Consider the following 20,264-nt stretch of genomic DNA (forward strand, 5'->3'; position numbering starts at 1 on the left):
GCCCAAGATATCCATATTATTCAGTTAGATAATGGAGCTTTTCATTTTAGCCAGCATCTTCAAATACCAGAAAATATCATTTTATTATTTCAACCTCCACACACACCCCAAGTTAATCCAATTGAGCGATTATGGGAGGAAATTAAAAGGCATTTAGCTTGGGAAAGCTTTGGAACTTTAGATGAGTTAAGACAATTTATCTGGAGGCGTTTGGAAAAATTAAACACATCAATCGTTGCTTCTATTACAGGTTGGGATTTTATTCTTGATGCTTTATTTGAATCAAATTTTTCGTGAATTGGTATTAGTTAATTGGAACGTGAGTCCTACTTTCACTGGCACACCTACTGCACCGTTTCAATCCCTGATAGGGATTTTAGTTAATTGGAACTTTAAAGAAGTGCCATTAAAGTCTTCTCTAAATTTCTGTTTCAATCCCTGATAGGGATTTTAGTTAATTGGAACCATCTGAATCAGTAAGAAATAATTGGTGATTTCCCCGTTTCAATCCCTGATAGGGATTTTAGTTAATTGGAACCCTTACTTAGTTCTTCTCGCTTTCTCTCCGTACTGTTTCAATCCCTGATAGGGATTTTAGTTAATTGGAACCTTTTTCTTACTTTTACGTATGTAGAAATACTATGTTTCAATCCCTGATAGGGATTTTAGTTAATTGGAACTTTTCTGTTGTGTCTAGCGGTGCGCCAGCTCACTGTTTCAATCCCTGATAGGGATTTTAGTTAATTGGAACCCGTGACAATCATTAGTCTTCCATTCAATGTCTTTGTTTCAATCCCTGATAGGGATTTTAGTTAATTGGAACCCTAACATTTCTCCTTTACGCCCATAGTTTTGTAGGGTTTCAATCCCTGATAGGGATTTTAGTTAATTGGAACGTAAGCTACCTGAGTACTCTTTTAAGAAACTAAGTTCGTTTCAATCCCTGATAGGGATTTTAGTTAATTGGAACTTGAAATGGCAAAGCTGCGTTTTCCTGTTGAAAGTTTCAATCCCTGATAGGGATTTTAGTTAATTGGAACTTGGTCATCTATATAGCCATCGTCAGAGCTAGAGTTTCAATCCCTGATAGGGATTTTAGTTAATTGGAACCTAAAGCCCCAGACATTTCAGATTGTCTTTGTAATCGTTTCAATCCCTGATAGGGATTTTAGTTAATTGGAACACTTCAATAACTACTACGCTTTTAGCTGCGAATGCCTTTGTAATCGTTTCAATCCCTGATAGGGATTTTAGTTAATTGGAACCATATTCTGCATAAATTAAATTACCAAATACACCAGGTTTCAATCCCTGATAGGGATTTTAGTTAATTGGAACTCAGGAAATTTCCACGTTGATGTTAATCTCACAGTGTTTCAATCCCTGATAGGGATTTTAGTTAATTGGAACGATTAGGAATATTTTAGGGGTACGCATACAAGTGTTTCAATCCCTGATAGGGATTTTAGTTAATTGGAACTTAAGAGCCAGCGAGGGGATCTCTACATATCCCGGGTTTCAATCCCTGATAGGGATTTTAGTTAATTGGAACGCGGTCGAAATCTGGTAACTGGTAGGACTGTAGGGTTTCAATCCCTGATAGGGATTTTAGTTAATTGGAACCTAAATCTCACATTACTTTAGCTCAAAAGATAGTGTTTCAATCCCTGATAGGGATTTTAGTTAATTGGAACATAATTGTTTCACGATAATCTCCTTAAATTAAGTTTCAATCCCTGATAGGGATTTTAGTTAATTGGAACTAATAGTAGCAGCATCGTTAAAGTTATCTGCTGTGTTTCAATCCCTGATAGGGATTTTAGTTAATTGGAACTCCTAGATATGATTGGAATTTTGGTACCGATAGTGTTTCAATCCCTGATAGGGATTTTAGTTAATTGGAACTTTTGTTTGGTAAATTTTCTTCAGTAATTAATTCGTTTCAATCCCTGATAGGGATTTTAGTTAATTGGAACAAATTACACCAACTATTCCAGAATATGCTGAATCGTTTCAATCCCTGATAGGGATTTTAGTTAATTGGAACTGTGCCTCCTTTTGTATCTCCATTATATAAAGCGTTTCAATCCCTGATAGGGATTTTAGTTAATTGGAACGCCTCTGGGGCACCTGCGATCGCCTCGGCTACCTTGTTTCAATCCCTGATAGGGATTTTAGTTAATTGGAACTCATTATGGTACTCAGGAGGAACTTAGGGTAGCCAAGGTTTCAATCCCTGATAGGGATTTTAGTTAATTGGAACTTCCTTATGTATCTAAGATATTATAGGTTAACCTGTTTCAATCCCTGATAGGGATTTTAGTTAATTGGAACAACCCGGAGTTGAAAGCATTGATATATTTGGTTTTCAAGGTGCTGTTGCGTCAATCTCAAATCAAGGTAGCTTTTCAGGCAGTGGGTTGTCAAGAGTAATATTTAGTTAATAAGCCCAAAAGCTTGTACAGCAGGGGTTAGTAAGTTTGCGTCAACCTCAATACCAGTGCTACAGGCTTCAAAGCCAGAGAAGATAAGCTTTTGAGCCAAAAAAATTGACCCTATCAGTAAAACACCTACTGGTTGACGCTAAACTTAGGCAAAAAACACTGTGGTATCGATTGGCATTTCGCCGCCGATGCGCTCAATTTTGCCTTCACAGCAAGCGCAGAGGAAATAAAAACGGATGCTGTCTTGGTCTGGCTTGATTAATTTAGACAAGCGCGATCGCAGTTTAGCATACTGAGTCTGTGTCAGGTCGCACTCAAACACCGAATACTGCATCCACTGTCCGTAAGATTTAAGAATTTTATGAATTTTCGTGCGGCGTTTGTCTTCTGGTATGTCGTAAGAAACTACTACAAACATAAGTAGGTCGGCGTAAATAATTATTGTTGGGATAAGGCAGGGAGCATGGGGAGAAAGAGTTGGAGCTTTATTTACTTTTATTCACACAGTTTGGTTTTATTGCACCGACTTACTTAGATAGTGGGAAGTAAGGAATGGAAATTAGGAAGTGGAAATTTACTTCATTACTAATGGGGGATATTTGTCAAGTTCTCCCATGAGGTATTTGGCAAGTAAACGAGCTTGAGTTTCCATAGATTCTTGATAAGTAAGTTGCTTCTGCATGACAGGATGCTTAAATTTATCTTGCTTCTTTTCTTGATATAATCGCAGAAAAATATGCAAGCCTTCTTTGGTGAGTGAAACTGCACCGCTAAGGGGTTCAATGATAAAGTCTTGTGGTGCTAACATGCGGCGATTAATTGCTGTAAGAACAACAGCATCTACTATTAAAGGTCGAAATTCTTCCATCAAATCTAATGCCAAAGAAGGTCTTCCATATCGCTCTGTATGTAAATATCCTAAATAAGGGTCGAAGCCAACAATATTTAAGGCTCCTTGAATATCGTGACGTAATAAGGAATAACCTAAACTCAAAAGTGAATTGACTGGATCTGTGGGAGGACGGCGGTTACGAGTAGCAAAACTAAAGTTATCAACACGAATTAGTTGATTAAAACAGCCAAAATATGCTGCACTACCAGCACCTTCATAACCTCTAATAGTATTAATAGAATTGGCTTGATCAAGGGATGCGATCGCATTTGATAATTGAGCAATATTATCATTTAAATTAAGTTCATAGCGGCGCTGTGATTGTAACAATGTCTGGCGATAGTTTTTGAGCTTTCCCCTTACAAAACCTTGGGTAATGTGGACTGCTTGCGCTGATTCTCCTGCGGCTTTCCACTGAGCAGTTCGGACAAAAATATTCTTATTCATTTCTGGTTCTAGCCGGGCGATATATTTACCATTGTTAGTAAGGAAAGATAGAGGAATTTTTTTGTCTATCAGTTCGGCAATAGCAGCAGGAGAAATACTGGCTCTACCCATAATTACCAAGCCATCCATTTTAATCAACGGTACATCTAAAATTGTCTTTTTTTCAAATCTTACGTTGAGGCGTTCATCGACTTTGCCAATAAAAGAATCATCTTGTGTGATGTAAACTGTTCCCATGATTTTGTTCCAAATTAATTGAGCTTCATGATTTTTCTGGCGACTGAAACGAAGTCTGCCTACGCAGACTAAATTGCCAGTAAAAGATATATTTTGCTTAAGTGAAATATTTAAAGTTTAGTTAGCTTCTTGATAGCTTCTAACTTTGTCAGATGTTTGAGGCAAACATTGCGAATAAAGACTGCATCCTTTGCAGCGTTTGCTATAAATTGCTTTTGGCATTATGCCTGTTTCGAGTAAATTTGTTACAGCTTCAATAGTTGCGATCGCACTTTGCCGTAACTCTGCATTAATCTCTACTAATTGCCGTTGATGGGAGTGAGCATAATAGATATATCCAGCGTTGACTGGTTGTCCTGTCATCTCTTCTAAACATAAGGCTTGGGCGCAAACTTGCAACTCATCGTTATCCCATTCGCCTTTACGTCCTCGTTTGTATTCCACTGGATAAACTTGACCAGATTCGGCTTCAATTAAATCAGATTTGCCGATAAGTTTGTATTGCTCAGATTTCAACCAAATTGCTCGAACTTGCCAAGTTTCTCCTCGCTGTACATCGCTTGTGGTGTGGACGCGATCGTGTAAAGTTGTGCCTTCAATTGTATATTGATTATCGGTAAACTCCCCTGCACAAAACATCCGCCAACAACGATGTGGACAATAAGCATATTGATTCAATGCCGCAATAGAAATATATTCAGTTTGATTCATAACTTGGGTGGTTTTTAAATGATTATTGAAATTAGAGAGAATACAACCGCCGTGTCATTCCCATGCCCATTGTTGTTTTTCGTCCAATTCCTGCATATAAAACAAAGTCAGCTAAAGCATTAATTTGCTTAATCTGTATCGGTTGAACTTCACCTAAAATTCGATAACTAACTTCTCCAATGATGCCGATAAATTTGCTGCGAGAGTCGGCTAAAATTTCTGTATGAATGTTGACAAAAGAGGGAAATATTGACTCGATCGCAATGGATGAAAATTCCATACCACTATATTTGTTCCATCGGGAAAGTAGGGAATTAAAGACACATTCTCTAGTAGGAAGGGTAGTATCATACTTTCCTTGGCGGAAGGCGGTAGGCGTGGAAAATGTCAGGTCAATTGTGCTGTGGCGATCGCTAGCTTCCTCGTATAATTGAGCATAGGTCTTAGCATTTGCCCAAGGTTGCATAGATTGGGGTGTACCTTGAATGCTGGTAATGTACAAGTCAGCAGGGCCAAGATGCCAAGGCCGATTGGGGTTAAGATTTAGCCAGAGTTGGGTAAGTTTGCCAAATAAAGTGTCATCTAATAAAGAGATGCGCCACCAACAAGGAGTCCCGGCGGGAATTGGTTGTTGATGTGAATGTTGCAATTTAGATCCCCCCTTACCCCCCTTCAAAAGGGGGGAGTTAGTTTGGAGGGGAGAGAGGGTGAAGGCTTTGTCTGCGGTGGAATCATGCAAGCGATCGCCTAATGCGGTATCTACAGAACTAACGAGGGTTAAAAATAAGGCGTGGAGATGTCTACCTGTGAGATACTGTGGTGGAATTGGTGACTGTGGAAGTAAGTTAAGAGCAAGGCTATGAGGCATATTTCCTTTTCTTGGTTATAGACTGAGAGCTTCTTGACTCTACAGTAAATTCAGGAATTTCCTGGAGTTCAATTTCACTCAAACTATACTGTTCACAAACCAGACTTAGACGATTTCCGGGAGTTTTCACAGCGTTAACCGAATGGGTTAAATCACCTTGAAAATAAACTAAAGTATTGAATTGGGGCTTAATTTGTCCAAGTTGGCGTTTGTGCGATCGCAATACCAATTCTCCCCCTTCCATGTCTGCTGGTACGCGCACATAGAGAACACTCACAACCGCAGGTGGTTCAATGGTTTTGCTGTAGGAACGTAAAGAGCGATCGATATGCGGATCGACCCGAGAGCCTTCTTTTAGTTGTAAAGGATTGAGGTAAAAAGCATTACAATTCGGTTGGAGAGCCAAATCTAGATAAGGCTTGAAGTAGGGAAACTGCTGTTCTACCTTTGCTAATCCAGAACGCTGAAATACTACGGAAAATCCTTTCGTGGCGACAAAATCGCGGTTGAGGTTGTTGATAGCAAAGTAAGGACAAGCTTGGATTTCTCCCCACAAGTTGTTTAGGTAGTCGCTGGGAAAAGCGTTGGATTGTTGTTGATAGTGTTTCACAGTGAGGGCTTGGGAAATAATTAATTCCGAAAACGATATTCCATTCGAGCCGGAAGTTTCAGTTCTTTGATACTATCAACTTGATAGTATTGACCTCGCATTTGGACATTTTGAATTAAACTAACTGGAGGCATATTCACAACATCGTAGCTAATCACTTGATTGGTGAACATGACATCCAATGGATTTAAAGGATGTGTACAGGTGAATAAACCTTCAGCAATTTTAGGTTTCGGTAATTGTTCAGCCGTTACTTCAGCTTTACTCATCCATTTACCCAAGCGAATCCACTTTGGTAGTTTGAGTTCTTTTTGAGATATGACAAAAAACTCAAATTTACTTTCTGCTGCTATTTCCTTTGCTCTGCCAAAACTAGGAATATTTTTCTGTGTTTTCTCCATTTCAACGTGGTAGTTGTTGTTAGCATACTTCCAGGTGTTGAGGATGCTAGAATGGTTGAGCGATCGCGCCGGAGTTACGTAAATTCCCTGTTGATTGAGTGGCGTTAAATGCTCCTCATATTTTGGCACTTGTTCAGGGCAAAAGTAGCGATAAGAATGTTCTTCAGCAACGGTAGTAGAGTAGATTTGGTTATCAACTAAACCCAGTGCGTAACAGAGAGCATAATTGTGAATTACTGGCTCTGTTTCATAGAGTCGTCCTATTTCACGAGTTGCGAAATAAAGACTGTCGTGTAACTCTAATTGACAGCGGTAAATAAATACCATTACTCTTTCCCCGTTTTAGCAGCAGTTTTCTTCTTGCTGATATGAGCTTTGGCGTAAGCCTTAGCTTCTGCATCAGCTTTTTGCAAAATTTCTTTGATTCCTTTCTCACTACCTGTGAGAGCTTTAACTTCATTAATTAGGGATGTAAAAGCATCACCAATTAAATCTGTGTGAACAATAAACTCATCAGCCATTAACGCCTCAATAGCATTTTTAGCAGCAGTAATTACATCATCTTCATCTAGTGGATCGGGAGGATTTATAGTATTATTAGATTTCATTTGGTCATATATTGCCTGAGTCCAACGCAGGTTACTAGTAATTTCTCCATCCGCAAATACAACGCCAATTAACTCATTTCTGACACGACCTGTGCGAGTTGTTTGCGCTCCATAGTGACGAGTTCGCAAAATATTATTAAAAACGTAAAGGAAACTAGCCTCGGTGGGGTCTTTCAATGTGACAATACTAGGGAAGAAAACTTGAGGTCTAATATGGTCTTGTTGATTAATTCGACTGGTAACTTCACCAGGTTTAGAACCATTTTCACCTTTAGAAGCCATCGTGCCATTTTCATAAGGAGCGTTGAGGGTGAATGTTTCGTGTGATTCATCAAAAGCTGTAATTGAAAATGCCGTGTCTACTACAACTTTTGATTTTTCTGAGCCAGAGTCACCAATAGCAAATCCGTAAATGATGCAATCAGGATTATCCATTGCAAAATTCACGTTGTATTCGCATTCTTCAGCAGTCATTAATCCATAGTTACGCAGTAATTCCCGACCAACTAAACGCTCTGGAGTAGACTGTTTGCGCTTGAACATTGACAAACGACTAATTGTGGTTTTGTCTTTAACTCCTGCTCTTACTCGTGCTTTATTCAGTTCTGCATCTGTCTGGAATAATGGATAAGATTCGGTAATACGGATGGTCAAAAAGTGAGCATATTTGCCCATTGGTTTGTAAGGAATTTCAGCTTGAAAGAATTTCGGTTCAACAGTTTTTAAAAGTGCCATGATTAATATCCAAAGATTTATTCACTACTTGTTTACGTTTTCAGCAAAAACGATAAGGGTAAATCCCTACTCATTGTCGTTATCTATTTCCGCAGCTTTTTCATCTTTTACTGCGTTTTCTTTATCATCTTCTAGGCGATAAATAAATTCGCAAGTATCACGAATTAAATTTAGTTGACGACCAGCTAAACGAGCGCGATCGCCTGCAAATGAGTTATCAAATACCTCCACTACAAAATACTTGGCAAAATCTAGAACAGCTTGCCGTTCTTGTTCTCGTTTGCTCATGATCCAACGTCCTTCAGCAGTAGAAGAATGAACACGATCCATGAGTTTAAAAACTTCTGCTGCAACAGCCGCAACTAATGTTTCTCCCTGAAACACACTTGACTCAGCTTTGAGTATAGTTTCAGCCGCAATATCAATTGGTTTTAACACAGCATTAGACTTAGGATTATAACGCTTATTAGCTCGATAAAATCTGCGGTACAAATCTGTTAATTCCTTAGGATGATTTAGACTTGATACTTCTCCCACAATTAATTGCTCCATATTAGTGTCATATTTCACATAAGGGTCAAAACAAGGATAAAAATGATAGGCATAAAGCCGGATTTTTTCAATTCGCGCTGTTTCAGAACCGTGGTTACGCACCCAGCGATTGAGATAAGAAAAGACGTACAATGGACTGGTTTCAAAATCTTTAGCCAGTTCTGTAAATCTGCCCCAGTTGGCATCATAACCAGACTTACCCTGCCTAGCATTCACATCTAAATGAATCGCATAAGCGGCGGTAAGCACATTTAAAGGTGCTGGGTATTGAATACCGTTTTCCTTCCAGCCTTCGAGGATGTAGTCAAGACGGAAGCGATCGCGCCTTACTAAAGCCCGGAAAGCATGAGGCGCACTATCAAGGAAAACACTTTCCTCAAATTCAGCACCATCATTAAAAGGTGGAATTGGTGACTCGGAAACCACAGTTTTAACATCTAAAATCATTGGGAAAGCAAATGCTAACCAAGTTGGCATGACCCAAGATTCTGTATCGGTGCTGTCTCTTCCTGGCGGGAGCGCCATGAAGTAAAATGTTAAAGGCTGGTCTTCAGGATAGGAAAGCTTAAAGGTGCGGTCTTTGTCACGCTGGAGGTTTTCATCAATTAAGAAACTATCTACACTTTGATAGCGATCGCGCCCCAAATCCGCCTGCAAGTCCTTACTTATAAAATGATTGCGAACGCTGGTATCAAAGCGAGTTTGAGCAATACCATTGTATGCTTTCTGCAAAAACTTGTTAGTCTCTGGAGTAAAGTAATAAGTAGGATAAAAGTAGAGATAGCGATATTTTCCATCTTCAAATCGCTTACCTACAGCTTGAGTTTGATTCATCAAGATTTGCCTCAGCATCATCTCCACACCTGCAATACTGGAGATATTGCGTTTAGCGTTAGAACCTCCTAACATTTGCTTGTTTGTATAAACTTGAGGCGTAAATAAAACTGCTGATTCCATTTGCTCTGTAACCGTGTAAGCAGAATGAGAAATTGAGCAGATTAATTGTTTCCCTCGTCCTGCTTTTTTGGCAGCATTGTAATTATCTAACTCATTTAGAAATGTTTCAACTTGTGTTTTAACAGATGGTTCTTGATTAGTGCCTGGTAACATCACAACTCGTTTTACCCAAAGCCTTAAATCATCCCAACCATCAGGCAATTCATACTGAGAAATTATTGGATAAATTAAGGATGTCAAATAGTCAATGACTTGCTGACAAGCTTCGCGTACATCTTCAATTCCTGGATGATGTTCTAAATATTTAGCCGCCAGATAATACCATTCATAAGGTACTCCTCCCGTATTTCCCTTTAACTTGTTTTCTTTGAGACTTTCATTAATGCGTTGAATTTCTCTAATTTGGGGTAAACATTCTGCTAAATTCCAAAATTCTGCAACTTTGTGAGTTAAATCAAAATCAGGAACTGCTGGCAGCTTTTTATCTTTCTTACGAGCAGAATCAACGCGATTAACTGTCTCTTCCCAAATCTTTCGGCTAACTAGATCACCAAATTCTGCTATTTGATCAATGCGGATATCGTCTTCAAATTTGAAGTCATAATCAGCAGATAAAACTTTTTGTTGCTGAAACTTGTTCAGATTTTCGCTGCGACTTTTAGCAACAGAGCCTTTATTAGGGTTTAAGATGCGTAATGTAGCATCTAAGGCTACTTTCATTAAGCCTATGTCGTCAAAAAATAAGTTGTAATATTCGGCATATTTCATGCCTTTGCCATCTCTACCAAATCCTGTTTGTCTGAGGCGTAATTGTCCTGCACAAAGCGATTTGATACTGTTAACTAAACGGTCTGGTAAATCTTCAGGCGAGATAGCCGGAGCATTGCGCGAAGCCAAGTAAATTACGCCTGTTGGCAGATATAATAAAGGTTCATAGTAAGTATACTCATCAGTATTGAGACTAGTATGAGCCTGAATTAAAGCATTATTCACCACATTAGTTAAAACACCCCGATTCTCAGCAATGCTGTGATAGGTAAATTTTAATTGTCCATCACTAAGGCTGTGGATGATTTCTTTGAGTCGAGGATGTTCTGCATCCTGGGGATGTTTAACAATTGAGGCGAGAGAATCAGCTAAACAAGTTAAATCAGATAAACTGCGAAGGGTACGGTCTTTGAGAAGAGGATTTAACCCGAATTCAGAAAAATTCCAGTTAGTATCCCAGCGACGTTGAGCATTATAAGCCATGCACAACAAATCATCTAGATACTCTCGATAAGCTTCAGGATTTTCTGGATTTATAAAGTTATCTAGTCCTAACTGGTGAACTTTTTTATCAATAATTTCACGATGTTCTGTTAACGGCAACTTGCGGCAGTTTTCAGGTACATCAGGAAATTTTTCAAAATCATGTAAAATAAATCCAGCAATTACTAACCTACGCTCTCGCTCTTTCACCACTCGCTGCACTGTGGTATTGAGTTTTTCTAAACGTTTCTCAATTAAATTTGCTGGGAATAATCCATTGAGTAAGTGAGTATTCAGCGATTGGTCAGCAGCATTATCTCGTCTGACTTTAGTTTTTCCTTCTGCTTCTCGCTGTTGGTCAATTTCATCAAAAAACTTACCTCCTTTCGCAGTTACACCAATTGCTATCCGCAACAGATTTGGTAAAACATATTCACCAAAATCTGCCATTACCTTATCATCTGGATTTTGAGCTTCAATTGCTTCTCGTAATAACTTAAGTGTTAGTAACTCACCTTCACTTTCAATAGTGCGGTCTGAAGAATCACCATCAAATCCAAAATCACCCGATAACCAATCATCATCTACTACTTCAGAATTTACATAATTTTCTGTTTCTAAGAGTGATAATTGTTGATACTCATCTGAAGTTTTATTTTTTTTAGCCATCTTCTTGACTCAATGAATTTAAATAAGAACTAACTTGGCGCACATAAAGCGGATATTGTTGTAATGCCAAACTGATAGCTTTAAAAACTTGCCGTGGATCTATCTCGTCATATTCATGTACAAGACGATTCCTTAATCCTGATGATGGTGCTATTTGTCTGGCTAATTCAACAGTAATTACACTGTATTGACCAAGAATAATAAAAGAATTAAAGTTGGTTTCTGACTTACCTGGATTTAGCTTAGATAATATATGGTCGTTGATATCTATGGCTGCTTGAGCCATTAATTGTAAAAGTCTCTCGGTAATTAGTTGAGTATCAAAGTCAAGCAGGTAATCATCTAAACTAATTTGCTCAAATCTTTTGAGATTATCAAGATAACGAGCAATAAAATCCAACCTAGTTGTGACAATCACAGTATCTATCTTGGTCATACACCCCACCTTTGGAGAAACTGTTCAATATGTTGTCGTTTAATATGTTCAATTTTTTTAAGCTCTGAATTACTTAGTAGCGATCTTTGTTTAAATTTCTCAAATTCTCCCAGATTATCTTCATACAAAAGCCTCCCATCACGAGCAACAAAATGTGATACTAGTTCAGAGCATTGATTAAGTTCTACAACGTCAATTTGATCAGAATTTATTTTGAAGAGTTCGCCAAGCACCATAGGTAACTCAAATAACAGGAAAGCATTATCTTGTACATAAGCCTCTCTCTTTTCTTGATCGTACAAGACAGCAAAATCCCAGTCGCTCTTAGCGTTGGTGTTACCAGTAGCTCTAGAACCAAACAGAATTAACATTTTTAAATAAGGTATTTTTTCAGAAATTTGTTGAGCAAATTCCCTGAGTTCTGTAATTGTTGGTGTTGTCATACCAGTACTCCTACTAACCTTTATTTGCTTTACAATTTTTATGCAAATCCTTCTAGTAGTTTAGCAACTTGCTCTGGAGCCGGAAGTTGATTTTTTAGTTCTTGAGGCAACGTAGAAAACAGTTTATAAGTTGCTATACCAATTGGTTTATTCGATTCTCTCAGTGCATACTCAACAATAGTTTTATCCTTGGATTTGCAAAGAATAATTCCGATTGAGAGATTTTCGTCTGGGAATCGAGATAAATCATCTAAAGCCGCCAGATAAAATTGCATTTTTCCCACATACTCAGGTAGGAACTCTCCAGTTTTTAACTCAATCGCAACTAAACATTTTAATTGACGGTGATACAGCAACAGGTCAATAAAATATTCTTTATCGCCAACTTCTAAGCGATACTGACTACCAACAAAAGTAAACCGCCCACCCATTTCTTGCAAGAATGGTTCAACTCTTGCCAAAATCGCCTGTTCTAGCTGCCGTTCACTGTGTTCATCTGCTAGTTCCAAGAAATCAAAAGTATATTCATCTTTGACAGCTAGTTTTAATTGGTTACGAATCTCTGCTGGAACAGTTTTATCAAAATTAGTCTGATTCAACAGAGTCTTTTCATAAGTTTGATTTTCAATTTGGTGAATCAAAACATTCTTTGTCCAGCCAAATTTACGAGTCATTCTGATATAGAATTCCCGTTCTAGGTCATCTTTACATTTCTCTAAAATGACTATATTGTGAGTCCATCCAATTTCTGCCACCAATGGTGGCAGAAATTCTTTAGAGTGGTAAGTCAGATAAAAATCTCGCATTCTCCAAATGTTACGGGCAGAAAACCCACTAATTCCTGGAAACTCTGCTTGTAAGTCTTTTGCTAACTGTTCTACTACGGATTTTCCCCAAGTAGCGCCCTGCTGTTGAGTAACAATTATCTGTCCAATGTCCCAGTAGAGATTAATCATTTCCCGATTAACTGCTTTTAGTGCTTCGTACTGGGCTGAACGAATACGCTGTTTAATTTCCATTAGCAAATGTCTGTAATTGTCTGAAATAGAGTTACTCATAGCGGAAAAGGTTCAACTTATTCATCACCAACTAGCTGACGCGCGTAGTAGACCAAACAGGCTTGTATATCTTCCCGTTCTAACCAGGGATAACTTTCTAGCAAGGTTTCGATAGTATCTCCCGCCGCCAACATCCCCAAAATATGTTCAACTGCAAGGCAACGACCTCGAATAATTGGTTTACCACCAAAAATTTTGGGGTTGACTGTAATTCTTTCCAAAAGTTTTTGTTCATTCATGGTTTACCTCCAAGATGTTTAAGTTTAAAGAGGGGGCTTTTGAAATTATGAATTCTTAGCCCCCTTAGTTAACTTACGCAGCCAATATCAATAACTCTCTAGGAATTTGATAAGGCTGTTGTGGGAATAGGTTGAGTTCGAGTTGCTCGTACCTGACATACTGTTGAACTTCTTCAACCTGAAACTGAAACTTTTCACTATTGACTGGAGTAACCTGCTCAAATGTGTAAAGTTCCACATCGAAGAGAACTAATTGTTCACCATTCATTTTTGTTATCTCCATTATTGGATTTGTCTGAATGGTGGTTTCTGCCCTTTAAGGTTCAAAAAAAGGTCTTACGCCAAACGGATGCAAGCATCGGAACAGCGACTCTCCGTCTTTGTACTTGAAGGCTCACGCCACCAAGTAGACTTTAACACAGCTTTATAAGTTCAGCATCAGAAGACAAGTTCATTTTTGTTTGAGGACACATTTCTATATAATTGAATGTAGAGGGTAACTAACAATCCCTATCAGGGATTGAAATTTCCGTTGCTGCACTTGCAGGCTTACGCCCTCCCACTGTAAATCAGTGATCAAAATCCCTATCAGGGATTGAAACCTGAAGCAATCCATATCTCATCTCCTTTGCTTTTAAACGTGTAAGCAAGCGTATCCAGCAGCAGTGCTGAGTGACCAAAAGCGATCGCATAGGGCGCAGTAGCATCATGAAAGCTATACTGATCGCTGATGCCATAAATCTGAAAATTCATCGGTAGCCGAAGGCGCATCCGCACTTCAGCAAGAGGACGGCGAATTACATAACAAACCAAGCCTTCCTTTTTTAGGCGTTTGTTAATTTCCCCAACCCAATAGTTGTCAGGTTGCCAAATTTCCACACCAGTCAAAACTTGAACTTTCCAAGCGTCAGCAATTGGTTGCAAGTTTCCAGAATAGGTAAACTTCCAGTTCAACCGTTCCTCTCGGTAGGAACGCAACTTCATAAATGCTAGACAATGAGCAAATCTACCTTTGGCAATGGGTTGTCCGGTGCGTTCTGCGGTTTCTTTGAGTGTCCGTAGAAATGCCGCTTCCGTCCACATTTCAATTTCTAAATTGCCCAAAATACCCGGTAAATCGTAGGTTTTAAACCTATCTGCTTCGTTTTCTTCCGTTAAGTCGTATAAACCACACTGCAAAGGACTTGAACCTCGAAAACTAGCAGCATCATCAGCAATGGGATTTGCTGATTTACCAGACAGCGCTTGCCAATCTTTCGCCCATCCTTGAATACGTCCAGCTTGTGACTTCAGACTTGTTTCAAATACTTGTTCACAGGCTTCTTGAAACTTATCTCGGCTTTGGGCATACTGTTGTTTAATTGTGCGATCGCTCAACTGATAACACAACCGAAATGATTGCACAGCCCCCCAGCGACGATAATAACTACGAAAATCGTTGATTTGTCGATAATTCTCGGTAATTGTATTGTGAAAAGAAGGGCGATCGCAAATACTATTCACTTCTAACGGTGCAGTATCACCCTTAAATAATCGCTCTACCAAAAAGTTAGGAACTAGAGAAAAAGCTGTAAAATTCTCAAACTTAACTATCTGGCCATCTTTCTCATATTCGTCATGCCTTCCTAAGCGTCCTAAACGTTGAATAAAATTACCTGCATCGGATGATTCAAAAATTAAAAAATTGATTTTGAAATCAACTCCAACATCAATTGTGCTGGTACCAATAACCAAGTCAGCAGCAAGACTTCGCTCCTTTTCTCCTTTTCCCGATAGCCCTGTATTCTCTCCAACTTTCAAGCCGTAAGGTTGTAATATTTCCCGAAAAAACTGAGTGAGGCGTTTGACTGCTGCAATTGAGTTAAGAATGATTGCGCCTTTACTTCCTGGATACTGCTGAAACTGAGCCAAAATCAAATCACTATTTTCTTTTAGCCAGGTTTCCGAAGCTTTAAACGATGGTTCCAAAGGAATAAAATTCAGCGTAATTGTCCGCGCTACCTGTCGCCAGCCCTGTATTTGCAGTTGCTGCCCTTGTTCTGGTGTATCGGGAAATTGATATTTATTTTGTTTTAGAGGATCAATTTCTTTACAACGAAATCCTGCTTTTTCTAATCGCCCAATTAAGTTTGTATCTGGTGTGGCTGAGAGAAACAGAAATTTCTTGCGGCGATTTGTACAGCGAATTAACAACATTGTGTTAATCACGCTAGCAATTTGTGGAGCTGCGAAAATGTGAAATTCATCAAAAATAAACAAGTCAAAATCTTTATCAATTCTGCCCCATAACTTATCTGGGCTATCGCCGTGAATTATATAAGCACCTCGATGCAAATAATGAAAAATATCAGGATTAGTTAATAATGCTTCTCTCTGGTTAGTGAGAGTTGCGATCGCAGCTCCTTTTTTCAACCCTTCATTTTCAGCATAAATTTCTAAATCAGCCCCACTGAGGCGCACTACACGCGGCTGATTTTCTGGCTGGAATTCTTCTACATATCCTCTAATCTGCGTTTCTTGATCGCGGGCGAGTTCATTGGTTGGGTAAAGTCCGATCGCAGAAAATTCTCCCTGAAGCACTTCTAGGTAAGCCGCTAGACTTTTACCATCGCCAGTCATCGCAGTGTTGAACACGACATCAATATTTGGATCGCGCAACGCTTCTAAAGTTGCAGCTTGATGCCAAGAAAGCAACCAATTTTTAGGTAATTTCACCCCGTCAGGTGTTGGGACGGTTTGAGAATAAACAGGCTTGAGAGTAATTCTATAATTTTCGGACATACACTTAAATAGTGTCCGTAACTGGTTGTTAAAAACTATATTGGCACGCAAAATAGAAGTTGACAAGAGAGTTTAAGTATAAAGTACACGGACATTTTTAATGAGTCGAAAAGGTCAATCTATTACACTGTCGATATCAGAACGTGATAAAGCCGAGCTAGAAGCGATCGCTCGTGAATTCGGTATGATGTGGGGAGAAGACCCTAACATCTCTAAGTTAATTAAAGCGATCGCTCAACGTAAGTTACTCATCGGTAACAATAACGATTGGAAAGAACCACGCATTAGGGCATTACATAGATGTATCAGTGCTTTGACAGACATCGGGCAAATTGAACAAGCCCAAATCATTGCAAACTTACTTCTCGAACGCAGCGAACTATCGTTACCGTTGCGAGGCGAAATTGAACGTTTTTTAGAGAATTTGCCCCCAGCTTGGCGCTTAGAGATAGACCGTTACATTTTGCGTCAGCAGCCATTTCAGCTTTCTTATCAAGATGCAGCAGGGCGTTTATTAAACTTTACCGTTCGCTATGCCAAAGTTACACCCCACGAAAAGCGGCAATATCTTGATTGCTGGTGCGAAGAGACAGAAGGAAACTTTGATATACCAGAACTGGCTCACAACTGGAGTTTACGATTAGACAGGATTACTGAAGCTGCTGTCATGCCAATTTCTGGTGAGTGGCGAAATTTGGCTGAGATAGAGGTGGAAATACATCTATTTGCTGGCTTGGCTTTTGCCTATCAAGCTAAACAAGAAGACAATATTAATGAGTGGATACCAGATAAACCGCGAGTCCGGCGAGTTGTTAGGCGAGTATCTAGTACATTTTGGTTTAGCCGCGAAGTTATGCAGTATGCACCAGATTGTGTAGTGATATTACCAGAGAATGTGCGCGATCGCTTGAAACAAAAACTCCTCACCCTGTGCCAGTTATACAATATAGAAACTAGGGAGTGAGGAAATACCAGAAATTTGCCGTTTTTTTGGAATTATCATCACGATGTACTATAACGACCATCCACCGCCACACTTTCACGTTCGCTACAATAACCAAAAAGCCTTAGTCAGCATCCAAACCCTAGAAATTTTGTCAGGAGAACTGACTCCCAGACTCTTTAAACTGGTAATGGAATAGGCAACTTTGCATCAAGCCGAACTGATGGAAGATTGGGAACTCGCTAGATACAATCAAATTTTACAGAAAATCTCCCCCATTAGAGTAAATCATGCTCAAAGATATTATTGCAGTAGAGCCAAGAGAAAATTATCAACTTCATATCCGCTTTGAAGATGGGATTGAAGGAGTAGTTGATATTAGTAAAATTGTCCAATTTACACGTGTATTTGCACCTCTGCAAGATAAAGAATACTTTGCTACAGTTGAAGTCAACCCTGAATATGGAACGATTCAATGGGAATCGGGAGCCGACTTAGACCCAGATGTTATCTATAGTTTGATTACAAAACAGCCGATTCCACAATATCAACTAAGTGCTGTTTCAGCTAATTCCACTGATTGAAGTTACAACGTTCTTCCAGAGTGAGGGAGATGATGATTTGCAGCAGTGAATCAACCAATCGTGTGTTCATTTGTTCCTGCAATCCCGTACTTAGCGCAAAATTTGGTCAATCATCCGGTTGGCTTGGGAACCATAACCACCGCCAAATAAATTGAAGTGATTGAGAATGTGATACAGGTTATAGAGTGTTTTTCTCTTTTCATAGCCTGCATCTAAAGGAAACACCTCGTTATAACCTTGGTAAAACTCGGCGGGAAATCCACCAAAAAGTTCTGTCATGGCGATATCAACTTCTCTATCTGCAAAATAAGTTGCTGGATCAAATATCACTGGTTCTCCCGACACAGTACACCCAGCATTTCCACCCCACAAATCGCCATGTACTAAGGATGGTTGCACTTGATGATCTGCCAATAGTTCAGGAATAGCTGTTAGTAACTTGTCTTGTTTAGGAAAGTTACCACCCCTTCGCCTAGCTAACTGAAACTGATAACCGAGACGATTTTGAGCATAAAATTTTACCCAGTCTGTTGTCCAAGTATTGATTTGGGGTGTGGAACCAATAGTATTATTAATTTTCCAACCAAAACCTTGATTGCTAGTAGCTTTATGCATTGTGGCTAATTTGCGCCCCATCTCTTGCGAAGAGTTAGTATTACCTCCTCCCATCTCCAGCCATTCCAACACGATATAGCTAGAATTACTAGCTGTACCCCAGCAAATAGGTTTGGGGACGCGAATGCTAGCTGTTGCGAACATTTCTTCTAAACCCAGTGCTTCAGCTTCAAACATGGCAACTTGAGATGCTTGATTGAGCTTAACAAAGTATGTCAGCTCACCATTTGAGACAGCATAACCTTGATTAATACACCCACCACTAACACTGTGCTTGTGCTGAGTTTGAAATTTTTCACCAGTTACTTGGCTAATATGAGTATCAATTTCAGTCCACATCATTAAATTGGGAATAGGGAATAAGGCATTGGGCATGGGGAAAACTCTTTTCTAGTCCCTAACTCCTAGCCCCTAATCCCTAATTTACAACGGTTTGAGGACAACGACACCATAAGCATCAGGGCAAAGATACTGATTTGCAGCCAAGAGTAAATCGGGCGCTTCCTGAGTTTGGATATGATTTGGGTAGTTAAATGCTGGTTCCAAATCTCCGATTAAAGAGTGATAGTAACCATACAAGCCAGCGCGATCGCTTGGTGTTTCATTGCCAAAAATAAATCTATTGGCTACTCGCCGCCGGACACGGGCAATTTCTTTTTCTGATACTAATTCTGTTTGTAAAATACGGATGTGTTGGGCGATCGCATTTTCCACAGCTGGTAAATTTTCGACCGCACACTTAGCCGAAATATAAAACGCTCCTTGGAGCTGATTGCTCATATTGCTCACAGAAATTGCAGACACCAATCCTCGTTCTTCTCGTAAATCCCGCACTAGTCTTGATGTCCGTCCGTGTCCTAAAATTGCTGCTAAAACATCCAACCCATAAGTTTGTTCTAGCTGGTTCAACCCTGGAACTCGCCAAACTATTACCAGCCGTGCCTGCTGGAGACTTTCATCGATAAATTCCCGCCGGATAATTTCTGTAAACGCAGCTTCTTTTAAAGGCGTTTCATAGCGCATCTGTACATTTGACTTTTGACTGTTTTGAAATCCCTCAGAAACTGTGGCAATTAATTCTTCCACAGGTAAATTGCCTACAGCCACAGCAGTAATTGACTGGGGTTGATACCAGCTAGCGTGAAAATCTCGCATCTGCTGGGGTTGGAGTTGAGCAATCACCGCTTCAGGCCCCAATACTGGACGACGATAAGGTAACTGCTCAAATGCTGTTTCCATCGCTCGTCGAAATGTGCGGCGGTGGGGATTATCATCAGAACGCCTGATTTCTTCCAGAACTACCAATCGTTCACGCTCAAAGGCATCGTCAGGAATACTAGCATTAAATACTACGTCTATTTGCAATGGGGCGAGTTCAGCAAAGTCTTGGGGAGCAGTAGTTATATAGTAATGAGTATAATCTTGGCTGGTTGCAGCATTAGTAATAGCACCCCGTTCTTCTATTCGACGTTCAAACTCGCCGCTAGCTAGTTGCTCTGTTCCCTTAAAAATCATGTGTTCTAAGAAGTGAGCCATACCGTTAACGGCATCAGATTCTACAGCAGAGCCAACTTTAATCCACAAGTTAAGGTTTATAGCCTCAACTGGCATTTGCTCGGCAATGATTGTCAAACCATTCGGCAACTTATGCAGTGTTGGGGTATTGAGACGAGGAAATGGCAGCAGGGTTGATGTCATTGTTAGTAGTGAGTGATGAATAAAGAGAGCTATTTTACTCCTTTATCTTATCTACGACTTTAAATAAGCACCTTAATCACTTTAC

General features: G+C 39.5%; 20 protein-coding genes and 1 CRISPR repeat array. Of the genes, 4 read left to right on the forward strand and 16 right to left on the reverse strand.

Features of this window, described 5'->3' with window-relative positions; genetic code table 11:
• Positions 1 to 297: transposase (locus I8751_RS30600; protein ID WP_214439548.1), on the forward strand; the 297-nt coding region annotated here is incomplete at its 5' end.
• Between the two features lie 57 nt (positions 298 to 354).
• A CRISPR array of direct repeats spans positions 355 to 2,334; the repeat unit is 37 nt; unit sequence GTTTCAATCCCTGATAGGGATTTTAGTTAATTGGAAC.
• 255 nt (positions 2,335 to 2,589) lie between these two features.
• On the opposite strand, the gene cas2 is transcribed toward I8751_RS30600, so the two are convergent.
• The 14 genes from cas2 to cas3 all read right to left on the reverse strand — a co-directional run bounded on the left by cas2 (position 2,590) and on the right by cas3 (position 16,339).
• Positions 2,590 to 2,862 carry a CRISPR-associated endonuclease Cas2 gene (gene cas2 / locus I8751_RS13960; RefSeq protein WP_214439759.1) on the reverse strand — a complete coding sequence of 91 codons (273 nt, stop codon included), beginning with the start codon at positions 2,860 to 2,862 and terminating at the stop codon, positions 2,590 to 2,592.
• 156 nt (positions 2,863 to 3,018) lie between these two features.
• A complete protein-coding gene (gene cas1d, locus I8751_RS13965; RefSeq protein WP_214439760.1) occupies positions 3,019 to 4,020 on the reverse strand; it encodes a type I-D CRISPR-associated endonuclease Cas1d in 1,002 nt (333 codons plus the stop codon).
• 117 nt (positions 4,021 to 4,137) lie between these two features.
• A complete protein-coding gene (gene cas4, locus I8751_RS13970) occupies positions 4,138 to 4,731 on the reverse strand; it encodes a CRISPR-associated protein Cas4 (protein WP_214439761.1) in 594 nt (197 codons plus the stop codon).
• Positions 4,732 to 4,762: 31 nt separating this feature from the next.
• Positions 4,763 to 5,599, reverse strand: coding sequence for a CRISPR-associated endoribonuclease Cas6 (gene cas6, locus I8751_RS13975; RefSeq protein WP_214439762.1), 837 nt, complete (start codon positions 5,597 to 5,599; stop codon positions 4,763 to 4,765).
• Positions 5,589 to 6,209 (reverse strand): 2OG-Fe(II) oxygenase, encoded by a 621-nt coding sequence (locus I8751_RS13980; protein WP_214439763.1) that lies wholly within the window; start codon positions 6,207 to 6,209, stop codon positions 5,589 to 5,591. The genes cas6 and I8751_RS13980 overlap by 11 nt, the downstream gene beginning before the upstream one ends.
• Positions 6,210 to 6,229: 20 nt before the next feature.
• Positions 6,230 to 6,937 (reverse strand): type I-D CRISPR-associated protein Cas5/Csc1, encoded by a 708-nt coding sequence (gene cas5d / locus I8751_RS13985; protein ID WP_214439764.1) that lies wholly within the window; start codon positions 6,935 to 6,937, stop codon positions 6,230 to 6,232.
• Positions 6,937 to 7,953, reverse strand: a complete 1,017-nt coding sequence (cas7d, locus tag I8751_RS13990; RefSeq protein ID WP_214439765.1) for a type I-D CRISPR-associated protein Cas7/Csc2 — start codon at positions 7,951 to 7,953, stop codon at positions 6,937 to 6,939. The genes cas5d and cas7d overlap by 1 nt, the downstream gene beginning before the upstream one ends.
• 66 nt (positions 7,954 to 8,019) lie before the next feature.
• Positions 8,020 to 11,382, reverse strand: a complete 3,363-nt coding sequence (gene cas10d / locus I8751_RS13995; protein WP_214439766.1) for a type I-D CRISPR-associated protein Cas10d/Csc3 — start codon at positions 11,380 to 11,382, stop codon at positions 8,020 to 8,022.
• A complete protein-coding gene (hepT, locus tag I8751_RS14000) occupies positions 11,375 to 11,818 on the reverse strand; it encodes a type VII toxin-antitoxin system HepT family RNase toxin (RefSeq protein ID WP_214439767.1) in 444 nt (147 codons plus the stop codon). The genes cas10d and hepT overlap by 8 nt, the downstream gene beginning before the upstream one ends.
• A complete protein-coding gene (mntA, locus tag I8751_RS14005) occupies positions 11,815 to 12,261 on the reverse strand; it encodes a type VII toxin-antitoxin system MntA family adenylyltransferase antitoxin (protein WP_214439768.1) in 447 nt (148 codons plus the stop codon). The genes hepT and mntA overlap by 4 nt, the downstream gene beginning before the upstream one ends.
• A 38-nt stretch (positions 12,262 to 12,299) precedes the next feature.
• Complete coding sequence (locus I8751_RS14010) at positions 12,300 to 13,319, reverse strand: PDDEXK nuclease domain-containing protein (protein ID WP_214439769.1); 1,020 nt, start codon at positions 13,317 to 13,319, stop codon at positions 12,300 to 12,302.
• Positions 13,320 to 13,336: 17 nt separating this feature from the next.
• The gene (locus tag I8751_RS14015) at positions 13,337 to 13,558 is read right to left on the reverse strand and encodes a DUF433 domain-containing protein (RefSeq protein WP_214439770.1); all 222 of its coding nucleotides are present in this window, start codon (positions 13,556 to 13,558) and stop codon (positions 13,337 to 13,339) included.
• A gap of 73 nt (positions 13,559 to 13,631) precedes the next feature.
• A complete protein-coding gene (locus I8751_RS14020) occupies positions 13,632 to 13,826 on the reverse strand; it encodes a hypothetical protein (protein ID WP_214439771.1) in 195 nt (64 codons plus the stop codon).
• 320 nt (positions 13,827 to 14,146) lie between these two features.
• Positions 14,147 to 16,339 (reverse strand): type I-D CRISPR-associated helicase Cas3', encoded by a 2,193-nt coding sequence (gene cas3, locus I8751_RS14025; RefSeq protein ID WP_214439772.1) that lies wholly within the window; start codon positions 16,337 to 16,339, stop codon positions 14,147 to 14,149.
• A gap of 100 nt (positions 16,340 to 16,439) precedes the next feature.
• Here cas3 and I8751_RS14030 point away from each other — a divergent pair, with 100 nt between their 5' ends.
• The 3 genes from I8751_RS14030 to I8751_RS14040 all read left to right on the forward strand — a co-directional run bounded on the left by I8751_RS14030 (position 16,440) and on the right by I8751_RS14040 (position 17,866).
• Positions 16,440 to 17,303, forward strand: a complete 864-nt coding sequence (locus I8751_RS14030) for a WCX domain-containing protein (protein ID WP_214439773.1) — start codon at positions 16,440 to 16,442, stop codon at positions 17,301 to 17,303.
• A gap of 37 nt (positions 17,304 to 17,340) precedes the next feature.
• Complete coding sequence (locus I8751_RS29630) at positions 17,341 to 17,481, forward strand: DUF4160 domain-containing protein (RefSeq protein ID WP_318780325.1); 141 nt, start codon at positions 17,341 to 17,343, stop codon at positions 17,479 to 17,481.
• Positions 17,482 to 17,572: 91 nt separating this feature from the next.
• Positions 17,573 to 17,866, forward strand: coding sequence for a DUF2442 domain-containing protein (locus I8751_RS14040; RefSeq protein WP_214439774.1), 294 nt, complete (start codon positions 17,573 to 17,575; stop codon positions 17,864 to 17,866).
• A 90-nt stretch (positions 17,867 to 17,956) separates the two neighbouring features.
• On the opposite strand, the gene I8751_RS14045 is transcribed toward I8751_RS14040, so the two are convergent.
• Entirely contained in the window at positions 17,957 to 18,820 is an 864-nt protein-coding gene (locus I8751_RS14045; protein ID WP_214439784.1) for a fructosamine kinase family protein, read from the reverse strand.
• 84 nt (positions 18,821 to 18,904) lie between these two features.
• Positions 18,905 to 20,179: a M16 family metallopeptidase gene (locus I8751_RS14050; RefSeq protein ID WP_214439775.1), complete on the reverse strand. Its 1,275-nt coding sequence runs from the start codon at positions 20,177 to 20,179 to the stop codon at positions 18,905 to 18,907.
• Positions 20,180 to 20,264 lie beyond the last annotated feature (85 nt).

This window comes from Atlanticothrix silvestris CENA357 (assembly GCF_016056295.1).
Taxonomy (GTDB): Bacteria; Cyanobacteriota; Cyanobacteriia; order Cyanobacteriales; family Nostocaceae; genus Atlanticothrix; species Atlanticothrix silvestris.